Raw genomic sequence first — 17,837 nt, 5'->3', positions numbered from 1 at the left:
ACCCACCCCCTCGCACAAGCGTCCTACCGCGTATGACTGATCGGCAGAAGCCCGCCCGGTGGTGGGCCGAACTGCTGCTCCTGGGGCTCGTCTACGGCGCGTACACCGGTGGCAGACTCCTCGCGCGCGGCGACGTGCACCTCGCCGTCGGCCACGGCCTCTCCGTCCTGCGGACCGAGGAGCTGCTGGGGCTCGACTTCGAACGGCCGCTCAACCGGCTGTTCTCGCAGCAGGGACTGCTCGGCGTACCCGCCGACTTCATGTACGCCTCCCTGCACTACCTGGTCACCCCGGCCGTGCTGGTCTGGCTGTACCTGCGCAGGCCGCGGCACTACCGCTCCGCCCGCACCTGGCTCGTCGTCTCCACCCTCCTCGGACTCGTCGGCTTCACCCTGATGCCCACCTGCCCGCCCCGGCTGCTGGACTCCGCGCAGGGGTTCACCGACACGATGGCCCAGTACAGCGCGTACGGGTGGTGGGGCGCCGAGGCCAGTGCGCCGCGCGGGCTCGGGGGCCTGACCAACCAGTACGCGGCCATGCCGAGCCTGCACGTGGGCTGGGCCCTGTGGTGCGGGGTCCTGCTCTGGCGGCACGGGCGCCACCCGCTGCTGCGGGCGCTCGGCATCGCCTATCCCGCCGTCACCGCGCTCGTGGTCATGGGCACCGCCAACCACTACTTCCTGGACGCGGCCGCCGGAGCCGCCGTGATGGCCGCGGGGTACGCCATCGCCCGCCGGCTGCCCGCGCGGGCGGCCCGGCCACCGGCCCGAACAGCCGGTTTCCCCGGTACCGCCCCGATTGTCAGTGGCGGATGGGACACTTCCGCCCGTGAGCTCCTACCCGCCCAGCGGCCCGCCTCCGACGACGACACTGCGGCAGCGGCTCGCTGACCTGCGCGGCCCCGCCGTACCGCCCCGCCCGCTCGACGCCCGAGCGCTGGCGGCGCTCGCCGCCAACCCCGGATGCGGCAGACGGGCCCTGCTCGACGGCGCGGGCGTGGACAAGACCGCCCTGGCCGCGGCCCTCGGCTCGCCCGCCGCCTTCGGCCAGTCGCAGTTCGCGATCGTCCGCGGGAACTCCTTCGAGGCCCGGGTCAAGGGCGACGGCGGGGCCGAGCTCCTGCGGCTCGTGCACCAGCACCTCGGCGCGGGCGCCGAGCCCCCCGGCCCGGACGCGCGCGTCCCCGATCTGACGGCCGCCGGGCCCGAGGGCCGCGCCGCCCGCACCGCGCTCGCGCTGCGCGAGGCCACCGCCGCCGGCGCCGCCTCCGGGGCGTGGACCCTGCTGGACCACCCGATGCTGGCCCTGGAGGTGGCGGGCTCCCCCGCCTATCTGGAGCCGGACGCCGTCGTCGTGCATCCCGACGGCCGCTGGACCGTCGTGGAGATCAAGTCGTTCCCGATGATCGACGGGGCCGCCGACGCCGCGAAGGTGGGCGCCGCCGCCCGGCAGGCCGCCGTGTACGTCCTGGCCCTGGAGAAGACCGCCGGGAAGCTGGCCTCCGCCGTGGTCGGGCACACCGTGCTGCTCGTCTGCCCGAAGGACTTCTCCAACCTGCCCGCCGCCGCGCCCGTGGACATCCGCCGCGAGCGGGCCGTGACCCGGCGCCAGCTGGAGCGGCTGACCCGGGTCGAGGAGCTGGCCGCGGCCCTGCCCGAGGGGCTCAGCTTCGACCCGGCGCGCCCCGCCGAGGAGCTGACCGAGGCGGTGGCGGCCGTCTCCGCCGCCTACGCCCCCGAATGCCTGGCCGCCTGCGAGCTGGCCTTCCACTGCCGGGAGCGGGCCCGCGCCGCCGACGCGGTGACCGCGCTGGGCCGTTCCGTACGGGGGGAGCTCGGCGCGCTCACCACCGTCGAGGAGGCCCTCGCGGCGGCCGCCGGATCCGGCGGCCCGGACGATCCGACGGCGGCCGCGCTCCGCCACGCGGCCCGGCTGCGCGCCGAGGCCCTGGAGGCGGCCGCATGTCCCTGCTGAACACCCTCGCGCGGCTGGAGGCCGTCCGGGCGGGCCGGGCCCGGCCGCTGGCGACCGTACGGCACCGGCATCTGAGCGGGCGCCCGCTGGTCCTCGTGCCCCTGACCACGGCGGGCGAGGCCGGGGCCCCGCTCGGCGCGCTCGTCGGCACGGATCCCGCGGAGCCGCGGCTGCTCGTGGTGGCGCAGCCGCGCGACCGGGACCTGCGCTGGGCCTTCCTGGCGGACCTGGCCGACGTGGTCCTGCCGTACCTGGACGGGTACGCGGACGACGTCGAGTACGTGGAGCGCACCGAGACCGACCCGGACACCGGCGCGAAGAGCAAGGTAGCCGCCGAGCTCTGCCTGGACGCGCCGCAGCTGGTCGTGCCGAGCCGGGCCGGCATCGAGTACGTACGGCTGCTGGGGCGGTCGATGCGCTTCCGGCGGACGGCCGAGGAGGATCCGGAGAATCCGTATCCGGCGCCCACCCGGGTGCCGCTGCTGGGACGCTGGTTCACGCACCTCGGCGAGCGCTCGCGGGTCCCCGGGGCCTCGATGCTGCTGTCGGCGACGGATCTGCTCGGGCGCCACTGGGCCACCGGCCAGAGCAATCTGGAGGACCAGCACCTGGGCGCCCTGCTGGCGTGGATAGCCCCGCCGGAGGGGGAATCGGGCGCGGAGGCCGCCCTGCGGGCCGAACTGGGCCGCGACCGGGAAGGCCGGCTGCTGGTGCCGCCCGCCGGACCGGCCACCGATCCGGCCTTCGACAACAAGCTGCTGGCCCCGGCGATGGCCCGCTACGACGCGGCGCGCGCCGGGGAGGACCCGAAGGCGGCGGCCCGCGCCGAGGCGGCCGTCCGCGAGCTCGTCGCGGAGCAGATGCGGCCCACCTGGCGGGCGGTGTGGCAGTCGCTGGAGCTGCTGCGCGCGCTGCCGGCCGGGGAGCGGGCCGAGGAGCGCTGGACCCGCGACCGCTGGTCGTACACCGGCCACCGGGACCGGGTCCGGGCGGGCGAGCCCCCGCAGCCGCGCCGGGACGACGCGGTGACGGCGGCGCAGAAGCTGGCGACGCGGGAGACCGAGCAGGTGCGGCTCGACGCCCAGGAGGCGCTGGACGATCCGCTGGTGATGGCGGGCCGGCGGTTGTCCGGCGAGGCCTTCGCGGGCGAGGTCACCGAGGTCGTGATGGAGTGGACGGAGTCGAAGCGGCCGAGTCCGCGACCGCTGGTGACGGTGGCCACGGAGGACAGTCCGCAGCTCGCGGAGGGCGGCGGCGGCAAGGTGTTCCGCTCGCTGGAGGGCCGCCCGCAGGCGGCGCAGTTCGTCCGCTTCGAGGAAGACGGGCGGCTCGTGCTGCGGCTGCTGGACAAGATGGGCCGCGGCAGGGAGCCGGAGCCCGGCTCCGTGCCGGAGAAGGGCGACCGGATCTGCTGGACGCTGTTCGAGCACGACGCGCGCGGCGGACCGAAGCTGCCGGACCCGGAGAACACCCCGTGGACGCACGGCGGCCCGCCCGGATCCGCGACCGCCGCCCCGCTTCCCGACGCCGTGACGGACGAGGACATCCTGTGAGCACCGCATCCGAGCAGCGATTCGACCCGGGGGCCGCGGCCGCCGAGGCGACCGCCGCCATCCTGCGCGACACCCTGCACGGCAGTGAGCGCGGCGTGGTCGTCGACTCGCCGCCCGGTGCCGGCAAGTCCACGCTGGTGGTGCGGGCCGCCCGCGAACTGGCCGCGGCCGGGCGCCGGCTGATGGTGGTCGCGCAGACCAACGCGCAGGTCGACGACCTGGTGCTGCGGCTCGCCGACAAGGATCCGGAGCTGAAGGTCGGCCGGCTGCACAGCAGCGAGGGCGACTCCTACGACCCGGCGCTGCGCGAGCTGCCCTCGGTCACCCTCTCGGCGAAGCCGAAGGACCTCGCGGAGCTGCCGATCACCATCTCGACGGCGGCGAAGTGGGCGTACGTGAAGGACGCGGAGCCCTGGGAGCACGCCATCGTCGACGAGGCGTACCAGATGCGCTCGGACGCGCTGCTGGCCGTGGCCGGGCTGTTCGACCGGGCGCTGTTCGTGGGCGACCCGGGGCAGCTGGACCCCTTCAGCGTGGTCGGCGCCGAGCAGTGGGCCGGGCTGTCGTACGACCCTTCGGCGAGCGCCGTCAGCACCCTCCTGGCCCACAACCCGCAGCTGCCGCAGCACCGGCTGCCGGTGTCCTGGCGGCTCCCGGCGTCGGCTGCGCCGCTGGTCTCGCGGGCGTTCTACCCGTACACCCAGTTCCGCAGCGGTACGGGCCCGGGCGAGCGGCGGCTCTCGTACGGGGTCGCCGGCGACGGCTCGGGCCCGGACCGGGTGCTGGACGAGGCCGCGGAGTCGGGCTGGGGCCTGCTGGAGCTGCCCGCGCGGCACACCCCGCGCACCGACCCGGAGGCCGTACGGGCGGTGGCCCTGGTGGTCCGGCGGGCGCTGGACCGGGGTGCGGTGACGGCGGACGAGCAGTCGAAGGCCCCGTCCCCGCTGACCGCCGACCGGATCGCCGTCGGCACGGCCCACCGCGACCAGGCCTCGGCGGTCCGGGCCGCTCTGGCGGAGCTGGGCGTCGCAGGGGTCACGGTGGACACCGCGAACCGGCTCCAGGGGCGGGAGTACGACCTCACGGTGGTGCTGCACCCGCTGTCGGGCCGCCCGGACGCGACGGCGTTCCACCTGGAGACGGGCCGCCTGTGCGTACTGGCCTCGCGGCACCGGCACGCCTGCGTGGTGGTGGCCCGGGCGGGGATAGCGGAACTGCTGGACGACCACCCGTCCACGGAGCCGGTCCAGTTGGGCGTGACGGTGAAGTTCCCGGACGGCTGGGAGGCCAACCACTCGGTCCTCGCCCACCTCGCGGAGCACCGGGTGCCCTGGAGACCCTGAGAGACCGGGCCGGCAGCGGCGGCGCGATCGCCGGACGGAGTCCGGCACGCCGCCCGAGGCGGCCGGTGAACACAGCCCCGGACGGCTGGGAGGCCAACCACTCGGTCCTCGCCCACCTCGCGGAGCACCGGGTGCCCTGGAGACCCTGACGGCCCGAAGGCGGCGCTCTTGCGCGGCGTTGGACAATGGAGGGTGGCCCGGAAGGATCCCGAACGCGCAGCAGGAGGATACGCATGGCAGAGCCCGAGCGGACGACCGAGCGGAAGCCGCGGCCCGCGCCGCTGCTCTTCGAGCCCTCGGAAGCCGCCACGGACCCGGAGCACTTCTTCGACCTGGAGTCGATCGAGGACCCGCGGGAGCTGCTGGCCCGCGCCACCGAGCTGACGCTCGCCTTCCGGGCGGCGCAGGAACGGGCGGTGGAGTTCCAGGCGCTGGCCGCCGCGCAGCTCGCCGATCCGCGCCGGTTCGACCGGCTGCCGCCGGCGGAGATCGCCGCGCAGGCGGACTGGACCGAGGACTACGCGCTCAAGATGATCGAGTTCGGCGAGTCCCTCCAGCGCGAGGCCGGCCCGGACACCCCGTGACCCACCGCCGGGTGCGGCGGACAGGCGGCGGATATCCCCCCTCGGCGTCGCACCTGGCATATGCGGGGCGCAACATAGCCCACCGTCCCCTGCCTTGTCCCGGTTTTCCGTAACTCCCGGAAACCGGCTCGCTACGCCCGGTAGACCGGTCCGCATGACGACGCTGACGACGGCACCCGCCTGCCCCGCCCCGCACGCAAGCACCGCCAACCACGTCACCCCGCAGGGCGCCGCCTGGCTCGCCTCCGCGTCCGCGTACCCGCACAGCACCCTCGCCCGCTGGGAGGCCCGCTCCACGGCCCCGGCCGTGCTGCCCTGCGGGACCGCCTTCGACGTCGTCAACGTCCCCCTCGTCCTCGGCCGCCGCATGCTCGACCTGCTCTGGGCCGAGGGTCCCGGCTCCGGGCCCGTCGCCGTGCACCGCGGGCGGATGCTGCTGTTCACCTCCACCGGGACCGCGCACCGGCTCCCCGCACTGCTCGCCTGGGAAGAGTGGGGTGCTTCCGTGCCCGCGCCGCTGTGCCACGGGCGCGGCGACACCGTCACCGTGCCGCCGCTGGACGCCGTCCCCGGCCCGTCCCGCTGGGTCGTCGCCCCCGACGCCCGCACCCCCTGGCTGCCCGGACCCGAGGCACTCCTGTGGGCGTACGTCCGCGCCGCCCGAGCTGCGGATATCGATTTTTCCTTCCGGCCATCTCCCTGCTAATGTCTTCCTCGTCAGCAAGCGCCGCTAGCTCAGTTGGTTAGAGCAGCTGACTCTTAATCAGCGGGTCCGGGGTTCGAGTCCCTGGCGGCGCACAGACGGAAGAAGGCCCCCACGCGAGTGGGGGCCTTCTTCGTGTTCCCGCACCGGGACACTAGGTCGTGATCTTGACCGTGTACGCGCCGGACGGGGTCCGGTCCGCCACCTCGATCCTGATCCGCTCCCCCGGCACCGTGAACGCCTCACCCACCTCCAGCGGCGCGTCCGCCAGCGGCGGGTACACCGAGCGGTCCCAGCAGGCCTCCGAGTCCGGGTGCCCGTCCAGCACCTCGATCGGCCCGCCGCCCGATGCCGCCTCGTTGCGCACCCGGTAGACCAGGACCCCCTCCGTGCAGGTGTCCCCGTCATTGCCGGCGGAGCCCCGCGCCTCGACCGCGATCGCGCTGCCGGGGCCCGTACGGATCACCGCGAGCCGGGTCCCGCCCGTGGCCCCCGGGGCCGGGGCCTGGCCCAGCGGCAGCAGGGTGTGCAGCGAGGACCCCGACTGCACGCAGTCCACCTGCGAGGAGTCCAGCCAGCCCAGCTTCCACTTGTGCCAGGCGAACAGGTCCGGCGCCATCCCGAACTGGCTGCCCATGACGTCCCAGTCGCCGACGTAGGTGTCCCAGTCGCCCTTGCCGTCGCTCGGCCGGTGGTAGAGGTCGGGCAGGTCGAAGACGTGCCCGGTCTCGTGCGCCAGTACGTTGCGGTCCGGCGGGTGCCGCTCGAAGACGGTCACGATCCGCCGCAGGTCCGTCCCGTCCGCCCGGATCGGCCGGTCGAAGTTGACGACCTTGGTGGCGTCCGAGTCCACTCCGGGCGCGTCCGGGTCGGCGACGAAGTACACGACGTCGTACTGCGAGAAGTCCACCTCCCGGTCGGCGGCCGCGACGGCGTCCCGCAGGTACGCCGCCCGGTCGTGCGCCGCCCAGTCGCGCTGTATCCCGTAAGCGGTCGACGGCTTGGGCATCGGGATCCACCGCTCCTGCGGGTGCGGTTCCAGACGGAACCTCCCGTACGAGGCCCGCTCGAAGAAGTCGCTGGTCGCGGGGAAGTAGTCGCCGGTCAGCTGCTCCGTCGCGAGCGTGGTCCGGTGGTCGGGGAAGGAGAGGAAGACCATGACCGCGTGGAGGGTGCGCTGCGGCCTGGGGTAGGCGCGGTTCCAGGTGTCCAGGCCCAGGGAGTGGTGCGCCGAGGTACGGGCCAGGGCGCACGGCGCGGCCCCCGGTGCGGCGACCGCGGGACCCGCGACGAGCGACATGGCGGCGAGCGCCGTCAGGGAGGTGAGCGCTGCCGCCGTGCTTCTCATGCGGGAGCGTTCCACTCCCCCGGGTGTCTGCTGTCGCGGCACATCGACCTCCGGTGGTGGATTCGTACCATCTCGCTCCACCCTGAGGGGATTGTCTTACTAATGCCCTGTTCCGCTGCCCCACAAGAGTGAGCACTACGGCAAGCCGGTGACCCTGGGGGTTCACCCACATGCCTACAGAACGTCACGACCGATCACGGGAGATCAGCGGGGGACTTTCGCTGCTCAGAGCCGTGCAGAAACGATCGCCCGGGATCCGGCCGGCGGGGCGTCAGCACGCTGAAGTCCCGTGCCCCGCACGGCGACGCCGCTGGATAGGGCCGTACGGTGCCTCTATGATCGGCACACTTTCCTGCACGGACACTCACGAGCACTGCGGGAGCCAACGGTGAGCGGAACCTCAGAGGGAACCGGTTCGGCGGCCGACAGCATCCGATCGGCCACTACGGAGCGTCACCAACCAGTGCCGGTCATGCCGTCGGCGGCGGCCCGCACCGAGTCCGAACTGCGCGATTACCGGGCCGCCTTCAACGCGGCCCACCTCGCGATGGCCGTCGTCGACCGCTCCGGGCAGGTCGTCGCCGCCAACGCGGCGCTGGCCGGGCTCCTCGGGACCGAGCCGCACGCGCTCGTCGAGCAGCGCGCGGCCGATCTGGTCGACCTGGGCGCCGAGGCCCGTACCTGGCAGGCGTACCAGGAGGTGCTGCGCGGCCGTCAGGCCCGGCTGCGCTGCACCCGCCGGCTCAAACACCCCGACGGGCACTCGCTGTGGACCGAGGTCACCCTCGGGCCCGTGCCCGGCACCCGGGACGTGCTGCTGTCCGTCGCCGACATCAGCGACCGCCGCGACCTCCAGGCCCGGCTGCGCCACCTGCAGATGCACGATCCGGTGACCCGGCTGCCCAACCGGGCGCTGTTCTTCGAGCGGCTCTCCGCCGCCCTGGAGGCCTCCTCGTACGAGCAGGGCGGGACCGGCCGGATCGGCCTGTGCTACCTCGACCTCGACGGGTTCAAGGCCGTCAACGACACCCTGGGCCACCGGGTCGGCGACCGGCTGCTGACCGCCGTCGCGGCCCGGCTGACGCAGTGCGCCGACCAGTCCGGGTACGGGCGCACCGGAGGGCACCTCGTGGCACGGCTCGGCGGCGACGAGTTCGCCCTGCTGGTCGAGGACTCCACCGGCACCGAGCAGCTCGCCGACCTGGCGCGGAGCGTGCTGAACGCCGTCCAGGAGCCGTTCGACCTGGCCGGGCAGCGGCTGTCGGTCTCGGCCTCGATCGGCGTGGTGGAGCGGGCCGCGGACGGGACCTCGGCGACCGGGCTGATGCAGGCCGCGGACACGACCCTGTACTGGGCGAAAGCGGACGGCAAGGCCCGCTGGACGCTGTTCGACCCGGAGCGCAACGCGCACCGCATGACCCGCCAGGCGCTGACCTCGACGCTGCGGCCGGCCGTGGAGCGGGGCGAGTTCGAGCTGGAGTACCAGCCGCTGGTGGATCTGGAGAGCGGGGCGGTGCGGGGGGTGGAGGCGCTGGTGCGCTGGAACCACCCGCAGTTCGGCATGCTGACGCCGAATCGGTTCATCGGCATTGCGGAAGAGGACGGCTCCATCGTCCAGTTGGGACGGTGGGTGCTGCGGACCGCCTGCCGGCAGGCCCGGCGCTGGCAGATCGAGCAGCCCAGCGACGCCCCCGTCTTCGTCTCCGTCAACGTGGCGGTCCGCCAGGTGTGGGACTCCGACCTGGTCGGAGACGTGGCGGAGATCCTGGCCGAGACGGGGCTCGCCCCGCAGCTGCTCCAGCTGGAGCTGACCGAGTCGGCGGTGATGGGCTCCGCGGGCCGGCCGCTCCAGGCACTCCAGGCGCTGAGCGACATGGGGGTGCGGATCGCCATCGACGACTTCGGCACCGGGTACTCGAACCTGGCGTACCTGAGCCGGCTGCCGGTGTCCGTGCTGAAGCTGGACGGCTCCTTCGTACGCGGCTTCCGCTACGAGGAGGGCACCCACCCGAACCCGGCCGACGAGACCATCGTCGAGGCCCTCGTGCAGCTCGCGCACCGGCTGGGGCTGACGGTCACGGCGGAGTGCGTGGAGACGGCCGGGCAGGCGGCCCGGCTGCGGCGCGTCGGCTGCGACACGGGGCAGGGCTGGCTGTACTCGCGGGCTGTGGCCCCGGAGCTGATCGCCGAGATGATCGGCACCCGCCCCGGGGCGTGACCCTGCGGGGCGGTGCGGGGGCCGCCGCTGCGCGGTGCCGTCTCCCCGCCCCGCCCTTTCTCCGTTTCCCGGGGCGCCGCCCCGGCCCCCTAGAGGCTGCGCACGAAGGCGGCGAAGGCCGCGGGGGCGACGGTGAAGGCGGGGCCTTCGGGGTTCTTGGAGTCCCGGACGGCGACTCGGCAGGGCTGCGCCGCTACCTCGACGCACTCGCCGCCGGTGTTGCCGCTGTACGAAGCCTTGCGCCAGGCGGCGGTGCCGAGGGGTGCGCACTCGACGCACTCGCCGCCGTTGGAGCCGCTGTAGGACGACTTACGCCACAGCGCGCCCGGCAGGTTCTGGATGCTTCCCATAGCGTTCCTCCATTACGCGAGCGATCAGCTCTGCCGACGCCCGGGGGGAGAGAGCCTCGGCTTGAAGGCGAGCGTAGCCGACCGAACGCTCCTTGATCACTTGCGGGTTGGCTGTCATGTGCCCCGAGTCGTAGCTCTCGGAGTAGTGGAGATCCGGGTCGTCGTCGAAGCGCAGCATGGTGAACGAGCCCATCATTCCCGCGTGCTGGCCAGCGTTGAAAGGCAGAACCTGGACCTCAAGCCACTGCTGCCTCTGGAGGCTCAACAGGTGCGCAAGTTGATTGCTCATGACCTCGCGGCCGCCGATCTCCCGGTGGAGAGCGGCCTCGTCCAGGACCACCCACAGAACTGGCGGATTCTCGCGGGCCAGAATGCGCTGCCGATCCATGCGAGCCGCCACGGCGGCGTCGAGCTTGCCTGGATTCTCAACGCCCAGCACCGCCCGCGCATAGGCCTCCGTCTGGAGGAGCCCGTAGATCAACTGGCACTGGAACGTGGAGATGTATTCGGCCTGGGCCTCCATCTCCGCAAACGGCTGGAACCACGTCGGCAGCACGCTCCGCAGGACCAGCCCCACCAGCCGGGAGAAGTGGCCGTCCGTGCCCAGTGCGGCGTCGAGCCGTTCCGAGAAGTCCCGGGTCGGGACCTTCCTGGCCGTCTCCACCTGGCCGATCAGCGAGGCCGTGCAGAACACGATCTCGCCCAGCGCCGCCTGTTTCAGATTGGCAGCCTCCCGCAGCCTGCGCAGTTCGGAGCCGTAGTAGTCCAGCGGCGAGGCGCTGGGGTCGAGGTCGCGGATGTTGACCAACGGACGGCCACCCCCATCGAGACGCGGGTCGGATTCGGCTGTGACTGAGCGTAGCGAGACCGCCACGCAGCGGTGTCAAGAAACCGGCAACCATGTGACACACCTCCGCCCCGCACCGGGGGAACCGGGTGCGGGGCGGGGTGTCGCTCGGCGCGGGGTGGGGGGAGATCAGCAGGCGCCGAGGTCCTTCCAGACACCCCACTCACCCGTGGTGCCCGGGGTCTCGTTCTGCGTCCACCACTGGGCCTTGTACTTGCGGCCGTTGTACGAGACCTCCTGGCCACCGGTGTAGACGGTGCCCGCGACGTACGCCGGGGTCGAGCCGCAGCCCGTGGTCGGCGGGGTGGTCGGCGGCGTCGTGGGCGGGGTGGTCGGCGGGGTCGTCGGAGGCGTGGTGGGCGGGGTCGTCGGGGGCTGCGTGGTGCCGCCGAGGGCGTCCGAGATCTGGTTCAGCAGCGTGGTGTTGTTGTCCAGGCCGAGCAGGGAGTACATCATCGCTCCGGCCAGGCCGCGCTGCTTGCCGTAGTCGACCCGGGCCTGGATGGACTTCTGGTTCAGGCCGGTGAAGAACTCGCCGTCCTTGTAGAAGTACGAGGCCTTGGCCTGGTCGTCCCAGAAGGTGCTCGCCGGGTTGTCGACGATGCCGCCGAGCTCCTTGTAGTTGGCGATGCCGGCCTGCTGGCTGGTGGGCCGGGCGCCGGAGGCGCCGGTCGCGGGCTGCGCGAGGCCGCCCGCCGTCCCCGCGGGGACGCCCTTCCAGCCGCGGTAGTAGAACTCGTAGCCCAGCGTCAGCTTGTTGGCCGGGAAGCCGCCGGCGATGCCGTAGGCCGGCTTGCCGTCGATCCAGGAGTCGATGGCGTTGTCGATGCTGTACTTCTCGGTGCCCGGGGCGATCGGGTCCGTCGGGTCGTTGGTGCCGGAGTACAGCGGGGACTGGTGGTACGTCGGCCCGTCGCCGTCCCAGGCGCCGTGCATGTCGTACGTCATGATGTTCGCGTAGTCGAGGTACGCGCCGATCTTGTCCGTCTCGATGTACTTGATCTTGTCCTGGCCGGCCGGGAGGGCCGAGGTCAGCAGGTACTTCTTGCCGCCGTTGGCTGCGCCGTACGCGTCGAGCTGCTCGCGGAACTCCTTCAGCAGGAGCGTGAAGTTCTGCTTGTCCTCGGGGGCGTAGTGGTTGCCCAGGTGGCCGCCGGAGGAGCCGGGGTACTCCCAGTCGATGTCGATGCCGTCGAAGATGCCGGCCGCGCTGCCCGCGCCGCCGTAGCCGCCCTCGACCGGCAGGTTGCCCTTGATGTACTGGTCGATGCAGGAGGAGACCAGCTTCTTGCGGGAGGCGTCGGTCTTCGCCGCGTCGCTGAAGTACTTCGAGTACGTCCAGCCGCCGATCGAAATGTTGATCTTCAGGTTCGGGTACTTGGCCTTCAACTGCTTGAACTGGTTGAAGACGCCGACGATCGGCTGGTCCCACTTGTCGGCGACGCCGCTGACGCTGTCGGCCGCGCTGAAGGACTTCTGGTAGTCGGCGTACGAGTCGCCCGCGCCGTCACCGGCGTTGGGGTTGTTGTCATCGCCCGCCGCCTTGTTCGCCTCGAAACAGGTGAGGTTGGTGGGGTGGATGTTGCCGAACGAGTAGTTGATGACGTCCAGCTTGCCCGCTATGCCGCGGGTGTCGAGGTGCTTGGGATAGAAGGCGTTCCCGTACACGCTCCACTGGTCGTAGTACGCGATCTTGACGTTGCCGCCTGCGCCCGCGGTGGTGGCCGCGTCGGCGGCCTGCGCGGTGCCGAGCCCCGCGAAGCCCGCCAGCGCCCCGGCTGCCAGCGCGGCCGTGGCGGCGGCCGCGATGAGGGGTTTACGGATGTGCATGAACTGCCTCCGGGGGGGTGGGAGGGGGAAGCGAGAGGTTCGGGTGGGAGAAGTGATAGCGATCATCCGAGGCCCGAGTCAATGGTTTGGACCAAAGAAGGACTAGACCAATCGCAGGGTAAATCCCCTAGTCAGAGGCTTGCGCGCACACAAAAAACCGCCCGCCACCCCGGGTGACGAGCGGTTTAAGGCTGCCTTATGGCCATCTCCGCGCAAGGTTCCGGCAACAAACCAGCCGGACCGCCCTCCGCGCGGTCAGTCAGCTCGGGGCGCCTCCACCGGCATCCCGTACGCGTCCGCGACCAGTTCGTACGAGCGCAGCCGGGCCGCCCCTCCGTGGGCATTGGCGGTCAGCATCAGCTCGTCCGCGCCCGTCCGCTTCACCAGGTCGTCGAGACCGGAGCGGACCTCGTCGGGGGTCCCGTGGACCACGTTCGCGAGCCAGCCGTCCACGAACTCCCGCTCCAGCGGGGAGAAGCCGTACGCCGCCGCCTCCTCGGGCGTCGGGATCAGGCCCGGCCGGCCGCTGCGCAGCCGCAGCATCGACAGCGCGCCCGTGAGCACCTGGGCCCGGGCCTGCGCGTCGGTGTCGGCGGCGAGCGCCGACACCCCGATCACGGCGTACGGGGCGTCCAGCACGGCCGAGGGGCGGAAGTTCCGGCGGTAGAGGTCCAGCGCGGGCAGGGTGCCGGCCGCCGCGAAGTGGTGGGCGTACGCAAAGGGCAGGCCGAGCTCGGCGGCGAGGCGGGCGCTGAACCCGGAGGAGCCGAGCAGCCACAGCGGCGGCCGCCCGGTGGGGCCCTGCACGGGACCCGGCACCGCGTGGACGCGGGCGTACGGATGCCCGTCGGGGAAGTCGTCGTCGAGGAAGCGGGTGAGCTCCACGAGCTGCCGGGGGAACTCCTCGGCGGCCTCGTCGAGGCGGCCGGACCCTCGCAGGGCGGCGGCCGTGCGGCCGTCGGTGCCGGGCGCGCGGCCGAGCCCGAGGTCGATCCGGCCCGGGGCGAGCGCCTCCAGGGTGCCGAACTGCTCGGCGATCGCGAGCGGCGCGTGGTTGGGCAGCATGACCCCGCCCGAGCCGAGCCGGATGCGGGAGGTGTGGGCGGCGAGGTGGGCCAGGATCACCGCCGGGGAGGAGCTGGCCACGCCGGGCATGGAGTGGTGCTCGGCGACCCAGTGCCGGTGGTAGCCGCGGGACTCGGCGAGGCGGGCGATGTCGACGCTCGTACGCAGGGAGGCGTAGGCGCTGCTGCCGCTGCCGACCGTCACGAGGTCGAGCACCGAGAGCGGCACCGGCGCATCGCCGCGTATCGCGCCCCGGATCGGATCCGCAGGGCCTCCGCGGCCTTCGCGGCCGTCCCCGTCCGCCGCCCGACCCGCGTCCCCGGTGTCACTCATCGTCGCTCCCGCCTCGCTTCGCCGTCCGTACGAAGAACTCGAACCATCGGCGGCGCGCGGGCATTCCCGGCATCCGCGGGCAGCGGGTGTGACCTTGGCATATGCCACTGGTGCAGAGGGATCCGAGGGGACGTGAATGAGCCATCAATCTCCTCAACAGGCGCTCCACGTGGGCCTCTTGATGGCTATCGTGGTAAGGCAAGCGGTAACAACCTGCTAGGGGGAAACCGTGGCGCTGAAGCCCGAGCCGACCGCGCCGTTCCACTCGGTGCAGTACGCCCTGCGCGTACTCGAAACGATCGCCCGCCACACCGGCGGTGTGACCGATGTACAGATCGCGCGCGAGACCGGCCTGCCCGCGGTCCATCTCGCACCCATGCTCCTCATGCTGCGCCGCGAGGGGTACGTACTCCAGGTGTCGGACGGCGCCTACGCCATGGGCGACTCCCTGGTGCTGCTCGGCTCCGGCGTGGACAGGCAGCAGGCCCTCCAGAACAAGCTGCAGGAGACCCTGGACCGACTCCGGGACTCGGTGGGCGCGGCGGTCTACATCAGCCGGTACGTGGACGGCGAAGTGAAGATCACGCAGTTCGCGGACAGCCCGCGCACCCCGAAGGTGCACGAGTGGGTCGACTTCCGCTCCGCGGCGCACGCCAGCGCGGTCGGCAAGTGCCTGCTGACGCAGCTCGACCAGAACGGGCGGCGCGACCACCTCTCGCGGCACAAGATCGCCCGGCTCACGTCGAAGACGATCGTGAACGAGCGCGTCCTGTTCTCCAAGCTGGACGCCCAGCCGGCCACCGTTCCGGTGCTGGACCTGCAGGAGTACGCGGTGGGCACCGTCTGCGCCGCGGTGCCGATCACCGCCGGGGCCGCGGTGGGCTGCCTGGCCCTGTCGATGCCGGTCGAGCACGCACACCGGCTGCGGGCCGCGGCGGAGGCCCTGAACCGGAAGGCCGCGCCCCTGCTGCTGTCGCTCACGCTCTGAGCCGCCGGGGGTCCGGCCGCCGGGCGGGACGAGTACGGAAAACACTTCGGGCGGTTCCCGGTGAACCGGGAACCGCCCGAAGTACAGGTGCGCCGCCAGGGACTCGAACCCCGGACCCGCTGATTAAGAGTCAGCTGCTCTAACCAACTGAGCTAGCGGCGCCTGACAGAGAAAATACTACCTGGTCCTCAGGGGTGCTCAAAACCAATACCCGCGTACGCCGGGATCACGCGGTCAGCGCTCCAGGAGCTCCGCGCGCCCCTGCGCCGCGTACGCCGCCAGCAGGCCGTCGAGGTCCGCCGGGCCCAGGAGCCGGTAGCCGGAGCCGCCCGGCGGGGACCACCACACCGGGTCCGGGCAGCGGAAGCCGGAACGGCGCAGGCCGGCCCGGTGGATCTTGTTGGTCGCCGTCGTCGGCATCGAGTCCACGATCCGGACGTAGCGCGGGGACATCTTGGTGCCCAGGTCCGGCTGGGCTGCCAGGAACGCGGAGAAGGCCTGCGGAGAGAACCGCTCCCCCTCCTCCAGGGCGACCGCCGCCATCACCTGGTCGCCGGCGACCTCGTCCGGCACCGCGTACACGGCGACCGCGGCCGCCGGGGACCAGCGCGCCAGGATGTTCTCGATCACCGCGGCGGCGAGGTTCTCGCTGTCGACCCGCAGCCGGTCGTCCGTACGGCCCGCGAAGTAGAGGAAGCCTTCCGCGTCGCGGAAGAAGAGGTCCCCCGTCCAGTACCAGCCGTCGCGGGTGCGCGCGGCCTGCGCCTCGGGGTTGCGCCAGTAGCCCTCGAACAGGCTCCGGCCGCGGTTGACCAGCTCGCCGATGGCGGCCGAGCCGTTGAGCAGCCGGCCCCGCCCGTCCAGGACGGCCGGCGGGCACTGCGCACCCGTCTCCGGATCGATCACCGCCAGGTCGTCCCCCGCCCCGGCCCGGCCCAGGGCCCCCGGCGGGGTGTCCGGGGTGCGCTGCACGGAGGCGCCGCCCTCGGTGGCCCCGTACCCCTCCACCAGCCGGACCCCGAACCGCTCGGCGAAGCGGGCCGCGTCCACCGCGCCGGCCTCGGTGCCGAAGCCTAGGCGCAGGGTGTGCTCGCGGTCGTCGGGGCGGGGCTCGGTGGCCAGCAGGTACTGGACGGCCCGGCCGACGTAGGTGAAGTACGTCGCCCCGTACGCGCGGACGTCGGAGAGGAAGGCGGAGGCGGAGAAGCGGGGGCGCAGGGCCACGGCCGCGCCCCCGGCGAGGGCGGGCAGCCAGTCGGCGATGACGGCGTTGCCGTGGAAGAGCGGCATGCAGACGTAGTGGACGTCCTCGGAGGTGACCGAGAACTGCCGGACCAGGGAATCGGCCGCGGCGGCCAGCCGGCCCTGGCTGCAGACTGCGGCCTTGGGAGCGCCGGTGGAGCCCGAGGTGAAGTAGAGGAGGAAGCGGGAGCCGGGGACGGGGGCCTCGAGCACCGCCTCGCCCGGTTTCGCGCCCGCGTACGGGGCGAGCAGGGCGGCGTACTCCTCGGAGTCGGTCACGAGGATCCGTACGCCGGGCAGGTCGAGCCCGCGCAGCAGTGGCAGGTGGGCGAGCTCGGTGACCAGGATCCGGCAGTCGGTGTGCAGGATGTCGCGCGCCAGCTCCGGACCGCGCCGGGTGGGGTTGATCCCGGCGACGGCGGCCCCGGCGAGGGCCGCCGCGCCGAGCCAGAACGGGAACTCGGGGGTGTTGTCGAGCAGCACCCCGATGTGCGGTTCGGCGCCCCGGTCCGCCGACAGGAGGTCGACGAGCAGCGCGGCGCGCGCGGCGGCCTCCTGGGCGGTCCGGTGGCGGCTGAGTACGGCGGTGTGCGTGCTGCCGCCGTACATCAGCCCCGGCCGGTGGTCGCCCCATTGGCGCGCCATGAGCTCCGCGACGGTTCCGGGTGTCGTCCGCATGCCGCCGGAGGGTAGCTGACGTCCCGTCAGAAATGAACGGGTCCGGGGGTCAGAACTGGACGTCGGAGCAGGAGTAGAAGGCCATGGGGGTGTCGTTGACCGTCCAGACCGCCAGGATCATGTGCCGGCCGGTCTTGCCGCTCGGCATCGTGCCCTGGTGGACCGTGGTCATGGCGGGCCGGGCGCCGTTGTAGGCGACCGTGAGGAAGGGCTGGGACTCCAGGGACGCACGGGTGAGGGGCTTGGTGGGGTCCCAGCCGTTCTTGGTGACGTAGTACTTGAAGTCGGTGGTGGAGTGGTTGGCGGTGAACTGCCAGCGGAAGCCGTAGCTCTGCCCGCTGGTCACCTTGGTGGTGGGCCAGGCTCCGCCGCGCGGGTCGTCGAGCTGCGCGAACTCGCCGTGCCCGCCGGAACATATCTGGCCGTCGGCCGGACCGGCGGCCGGGAAGCCCTTGTAGCCCTCGACGCTCTGCGGCTCCCACTGGATCGGGCCGCAGTCCGGGACGGTCTTGTTGGCACAGAGCTTCTGGCGGCTGATGGGGGTGTCGGTGTAGCCGTGGCTGCTCGCGGTGGGGGCACTGAGCAGCGCCAGGCCGGCGATGACGCCGAGGCCGAGCGTGGCGGCGCCGGCTCGTCCGGGCAGGTGAACGGGCATGCGGATGGGACGCATGATGCTCCTTGAACGTGGGGGGAGTCCGATGAGAGCGTGCGCACGCGTGGGGATGTAGGTCTAGACCAAGTATCAGGCTATTGACGGGAGTTGGCCATGTCCAGACCAATG

At 72.6% G+C, this 17,837-nt stretch carries 14 protein-coding genes, 2 tRNA genes and 1 pseudogene; 9 read left to right on the top strand and 8 right to left on the bottom strand.

The window, feature by feature from the left end:
- Positions 1-32 precede the first annotated feature (32 nt).
- The 7 genes and pseudogenes from ACFY1T_RS28020 (at position 33) to ACFY1T_RS27990 (ending at position 6,252) form a co-directional block, all read left to right on the top strand.
- Complete coding sequence (locus ACFY1T_RS28020; RefSeq protein ID WP_390790612.1) at positions 33-890, top strand: phosphatase PAP2 family protein; 858 nt, start codon at positions 33-35, stop codon at positions 888-890.
- Positions 829-1,974, top strand: a complete 1,146-nt coding sequence (locus ACFY1T_RS28015) for a hypothetical protein (RefSeq protein WP_390790611.1) — start codon at positions 829-831, stop codon at positions 1,972-1,974. Before ACFY1T_RS28020 ends, ACFY1T_RS28015 begins: the two co-directional genes overlap by 62 nt.
- Positions 1,962-3,527: a hypothetical protein gene (locus ACFY1T_RS28010; protein ID WP_390790610.1), complete on the top strand. Its 1,566-nt coding sequence runs from the start codon at positions 1,962-1,964 to the stop codon at positions 3,525-3,527. Before ACFY1T_RS28015 ends, ACFY1T_RS28010 begins: the two co-directional genes overlap by 13 nt.
- A complete protein-coding gene (locus tag ACFY1T_RS28005) occupies positions 3,524-4,870 on the top strand; it encodes an AAA domain-containing protein (RefSeq protein ID WP_390790609.1) in 1,347 nt (448 codons plus the stop codon). Before ACFY1T_RS28010 ends, ACFY1T_RS28005 begins: the two co-directional genes overlap by 4 nt.
- Before the next feature lie 233 nt (positions 4,871-5,103).
- Positions 5,104-5,454, top strand: coding sequence for a hypothetical protein (locus ACFY1T_RS28000; RefSeq protein ID WP_030866369.1), 351 nt, complete (start codon positions 5,104-5,106; stop codon positions 5,452-5,454).
- A 154-nt stretch (positions 5,455-5,608) separates the two neighbouring features.
- Positions 5,609-6,188, top strand: a pseudogene (locus tag ACFY1T_RS27995) (hypothetical protein).
- A tRNA-Lys gene (locus ACFY1T_RS27990) sits at positions 6,179-6,252 on the top strand. The pseudogene ACFY1T_RS27995 and the gene ACFY1T_RS27990 overlap by 10 nt, the downstream one beginning before the upstream one ends.
- A gap of 59 nt (positions 6,253-6,311) precedes the next feature.
- Here the strand turns inward: ACFY1T_RS27990 and ACFY1T_RS27985 are convergent.
- Positions 6,312-7,547 carry a M6 family metalloprotease domain-containing protein gene (locus tag ACFY1T_RS27985; protein WP_390790608.1) on the bottom strand — a complete coding sequence of 412 codons (1,236 nt, stop codon included), beginning with the start codon at positions 7,545-7,547 and terminating at the stop codon, positions 6,312-6,314.
- Positions 7,548-7,977: 430 nt separating this feature from the next.
- Between ACFY1T_RS27985 and ACFY1T_RS27980 the strand changes: the two genes are divergently transcribed.
- Positions 7,978-9,723, top strand: coding sequence for a putative bifunctional diguanylate cyclase/phosphodiesterase (locus ACFY1T_RS27980; protein ID WP_390790631.1), 1,746 nt, complete (start codon positions 7,978-7,980; stop codon positions 9,721-9,723).
- An 89-nt stretch (positions 9,724-9,812) separates the two neighbouring features.
- Here ACFY1T_RS27980 and ACFY1T_RS27975 read toward each other — a convergent pair whose 3' ends face one another.
- The 4 genes from ACFY1T_RS27975 to ACFY1T_RS27960 form a co-directional block, all read right to left on the bottom strand.
- Positions 9,813-10,073, bottom strand: coding sequence for a DUF397 domain-containing protein (locus tag ACFY1T_RS27975; RefSeq protein WP_390790607.1), 261 nt, complete (start codon positions 10,071-10,073; stop codon positions 9,813-9,815).
- Positions 10,033-10,881, bottom strand: a complete 849-nt coding sequence (locus tag ACFY1T_RS27970; RefSeq protein WP_390790606.1) for a helix-turn-helix domain-containing protein — start codon at positions 10,879-10,881, stop codon at positions 10,033-10,035. The genes ACFY1T_RS27975 and ACFY1T_RS27970 overlap by 41 nt, the downstream gene beginning before the upstream one ends.
- Before the next feature lie 168 nt (positions 10,882-11,049).
- Positions 11,050-12,750: a glycosyl hydrolase family 18 protein gene (locus tag ACFY1T_RS27965; protein WP_030866379.1), complete on the bottom strand. Its 1,701-nt coding sequence runs from the start codon at positions 12,748-12,750 to the stop codon at positions 11,050-11,052.
- A gap of 255 nt (positions 12,751-13,005) precedes the next feature.
- On the bottom strand, positions 13,006-14,148 hold the full coding sequence (locus ACFY1T_RS27960; RefSeq protein ID WP_390790605.1) for an LLM class flavin-dependent oxidoreductase: 1,143 nt from the start codon (positions 14,146-14,148) through the stop codon (positions 13,006-13,008).
- Between the two features lie 229 nt (positions 14,149-14,377).
- Here ACFY1T_RS27960 and ACFY1T_RS27955 point away from each other — a divergent pair, with 229 nt between their 5' ends.
- Positions 14,378-15,136 (top strand): IclR family transcriptional regulator, encoded by a 759-nt coding sequence (locus ACFY1T_RS27955; protein ID WP_390790604.1) that lies wholly within the window; start codon positions 14,378-14,380, stop codon positions 15,134-15,136.
- 88 nt (positions 15,137-15,224) lie between these two features.
- Here ACFY1T_RS27955 and ACFY1T_RS27950 read toward each other — a convergent pair.
- The 3 genes from ACFY1T_RS27950 to ACFY1T_RS27940 all read right to left on the bottom strand — a co-directional run bounded on the left by ACFY1T_RS27950 (position 15,225) and on the right by ACFY1T_RS27940 (position 17,711).
- Positions 15,225-15,298: transfer RNA gene (locus ACFY1T_RS27950), tRNA-Lys, on the bottom strand.
- A gap of 72 nt (positions 15,299-15,370) precedes the next feature.
- Positions 15,371-17,056 (bottom strand): AMP-binding protein, encoded by a 1,686-nt coding sequence (locus ACFY1T_RS27945; RefSeq protein WP_390790603.1) that lies wholly within the window; start codon positions 17,054-17,056, stop codon positions 15,371-15,373.
- 49 nt (positions 17,057-17,105) lie between these two features.
- Positions 17,106-17,711 carry a lytic polysaccharide monooxygenase gene (locus tag ACFY1T_RS27940; RefSeq protein ID WP_390790630.1) on the bottom strand — a complete coding sequence of 202 codons (606 nt, stop codon included), beginning with the start codon at positions 17,709-17,711 and terminating at the stop codon, positions 17,106-17,108.
- Between the last annotated feature and the right edge of the window lie 126 nt (positions 17,712-17,837).

This window comes from Streptomyces sp. NPDC001194, from assembly GCF_042896985.1.
In the GTDB taxonomy this organism is placed as follows: Bacteria; Actinomycetota; Actinomycetes; order Streptomycetales; family Streptomycetaceae; genus Streptomyces.
The sequence above is the reverse complement of the archived record's forward strand: the minus strand, read 5'-3'. Positions and strand labels throughout refer to the sequence as shown.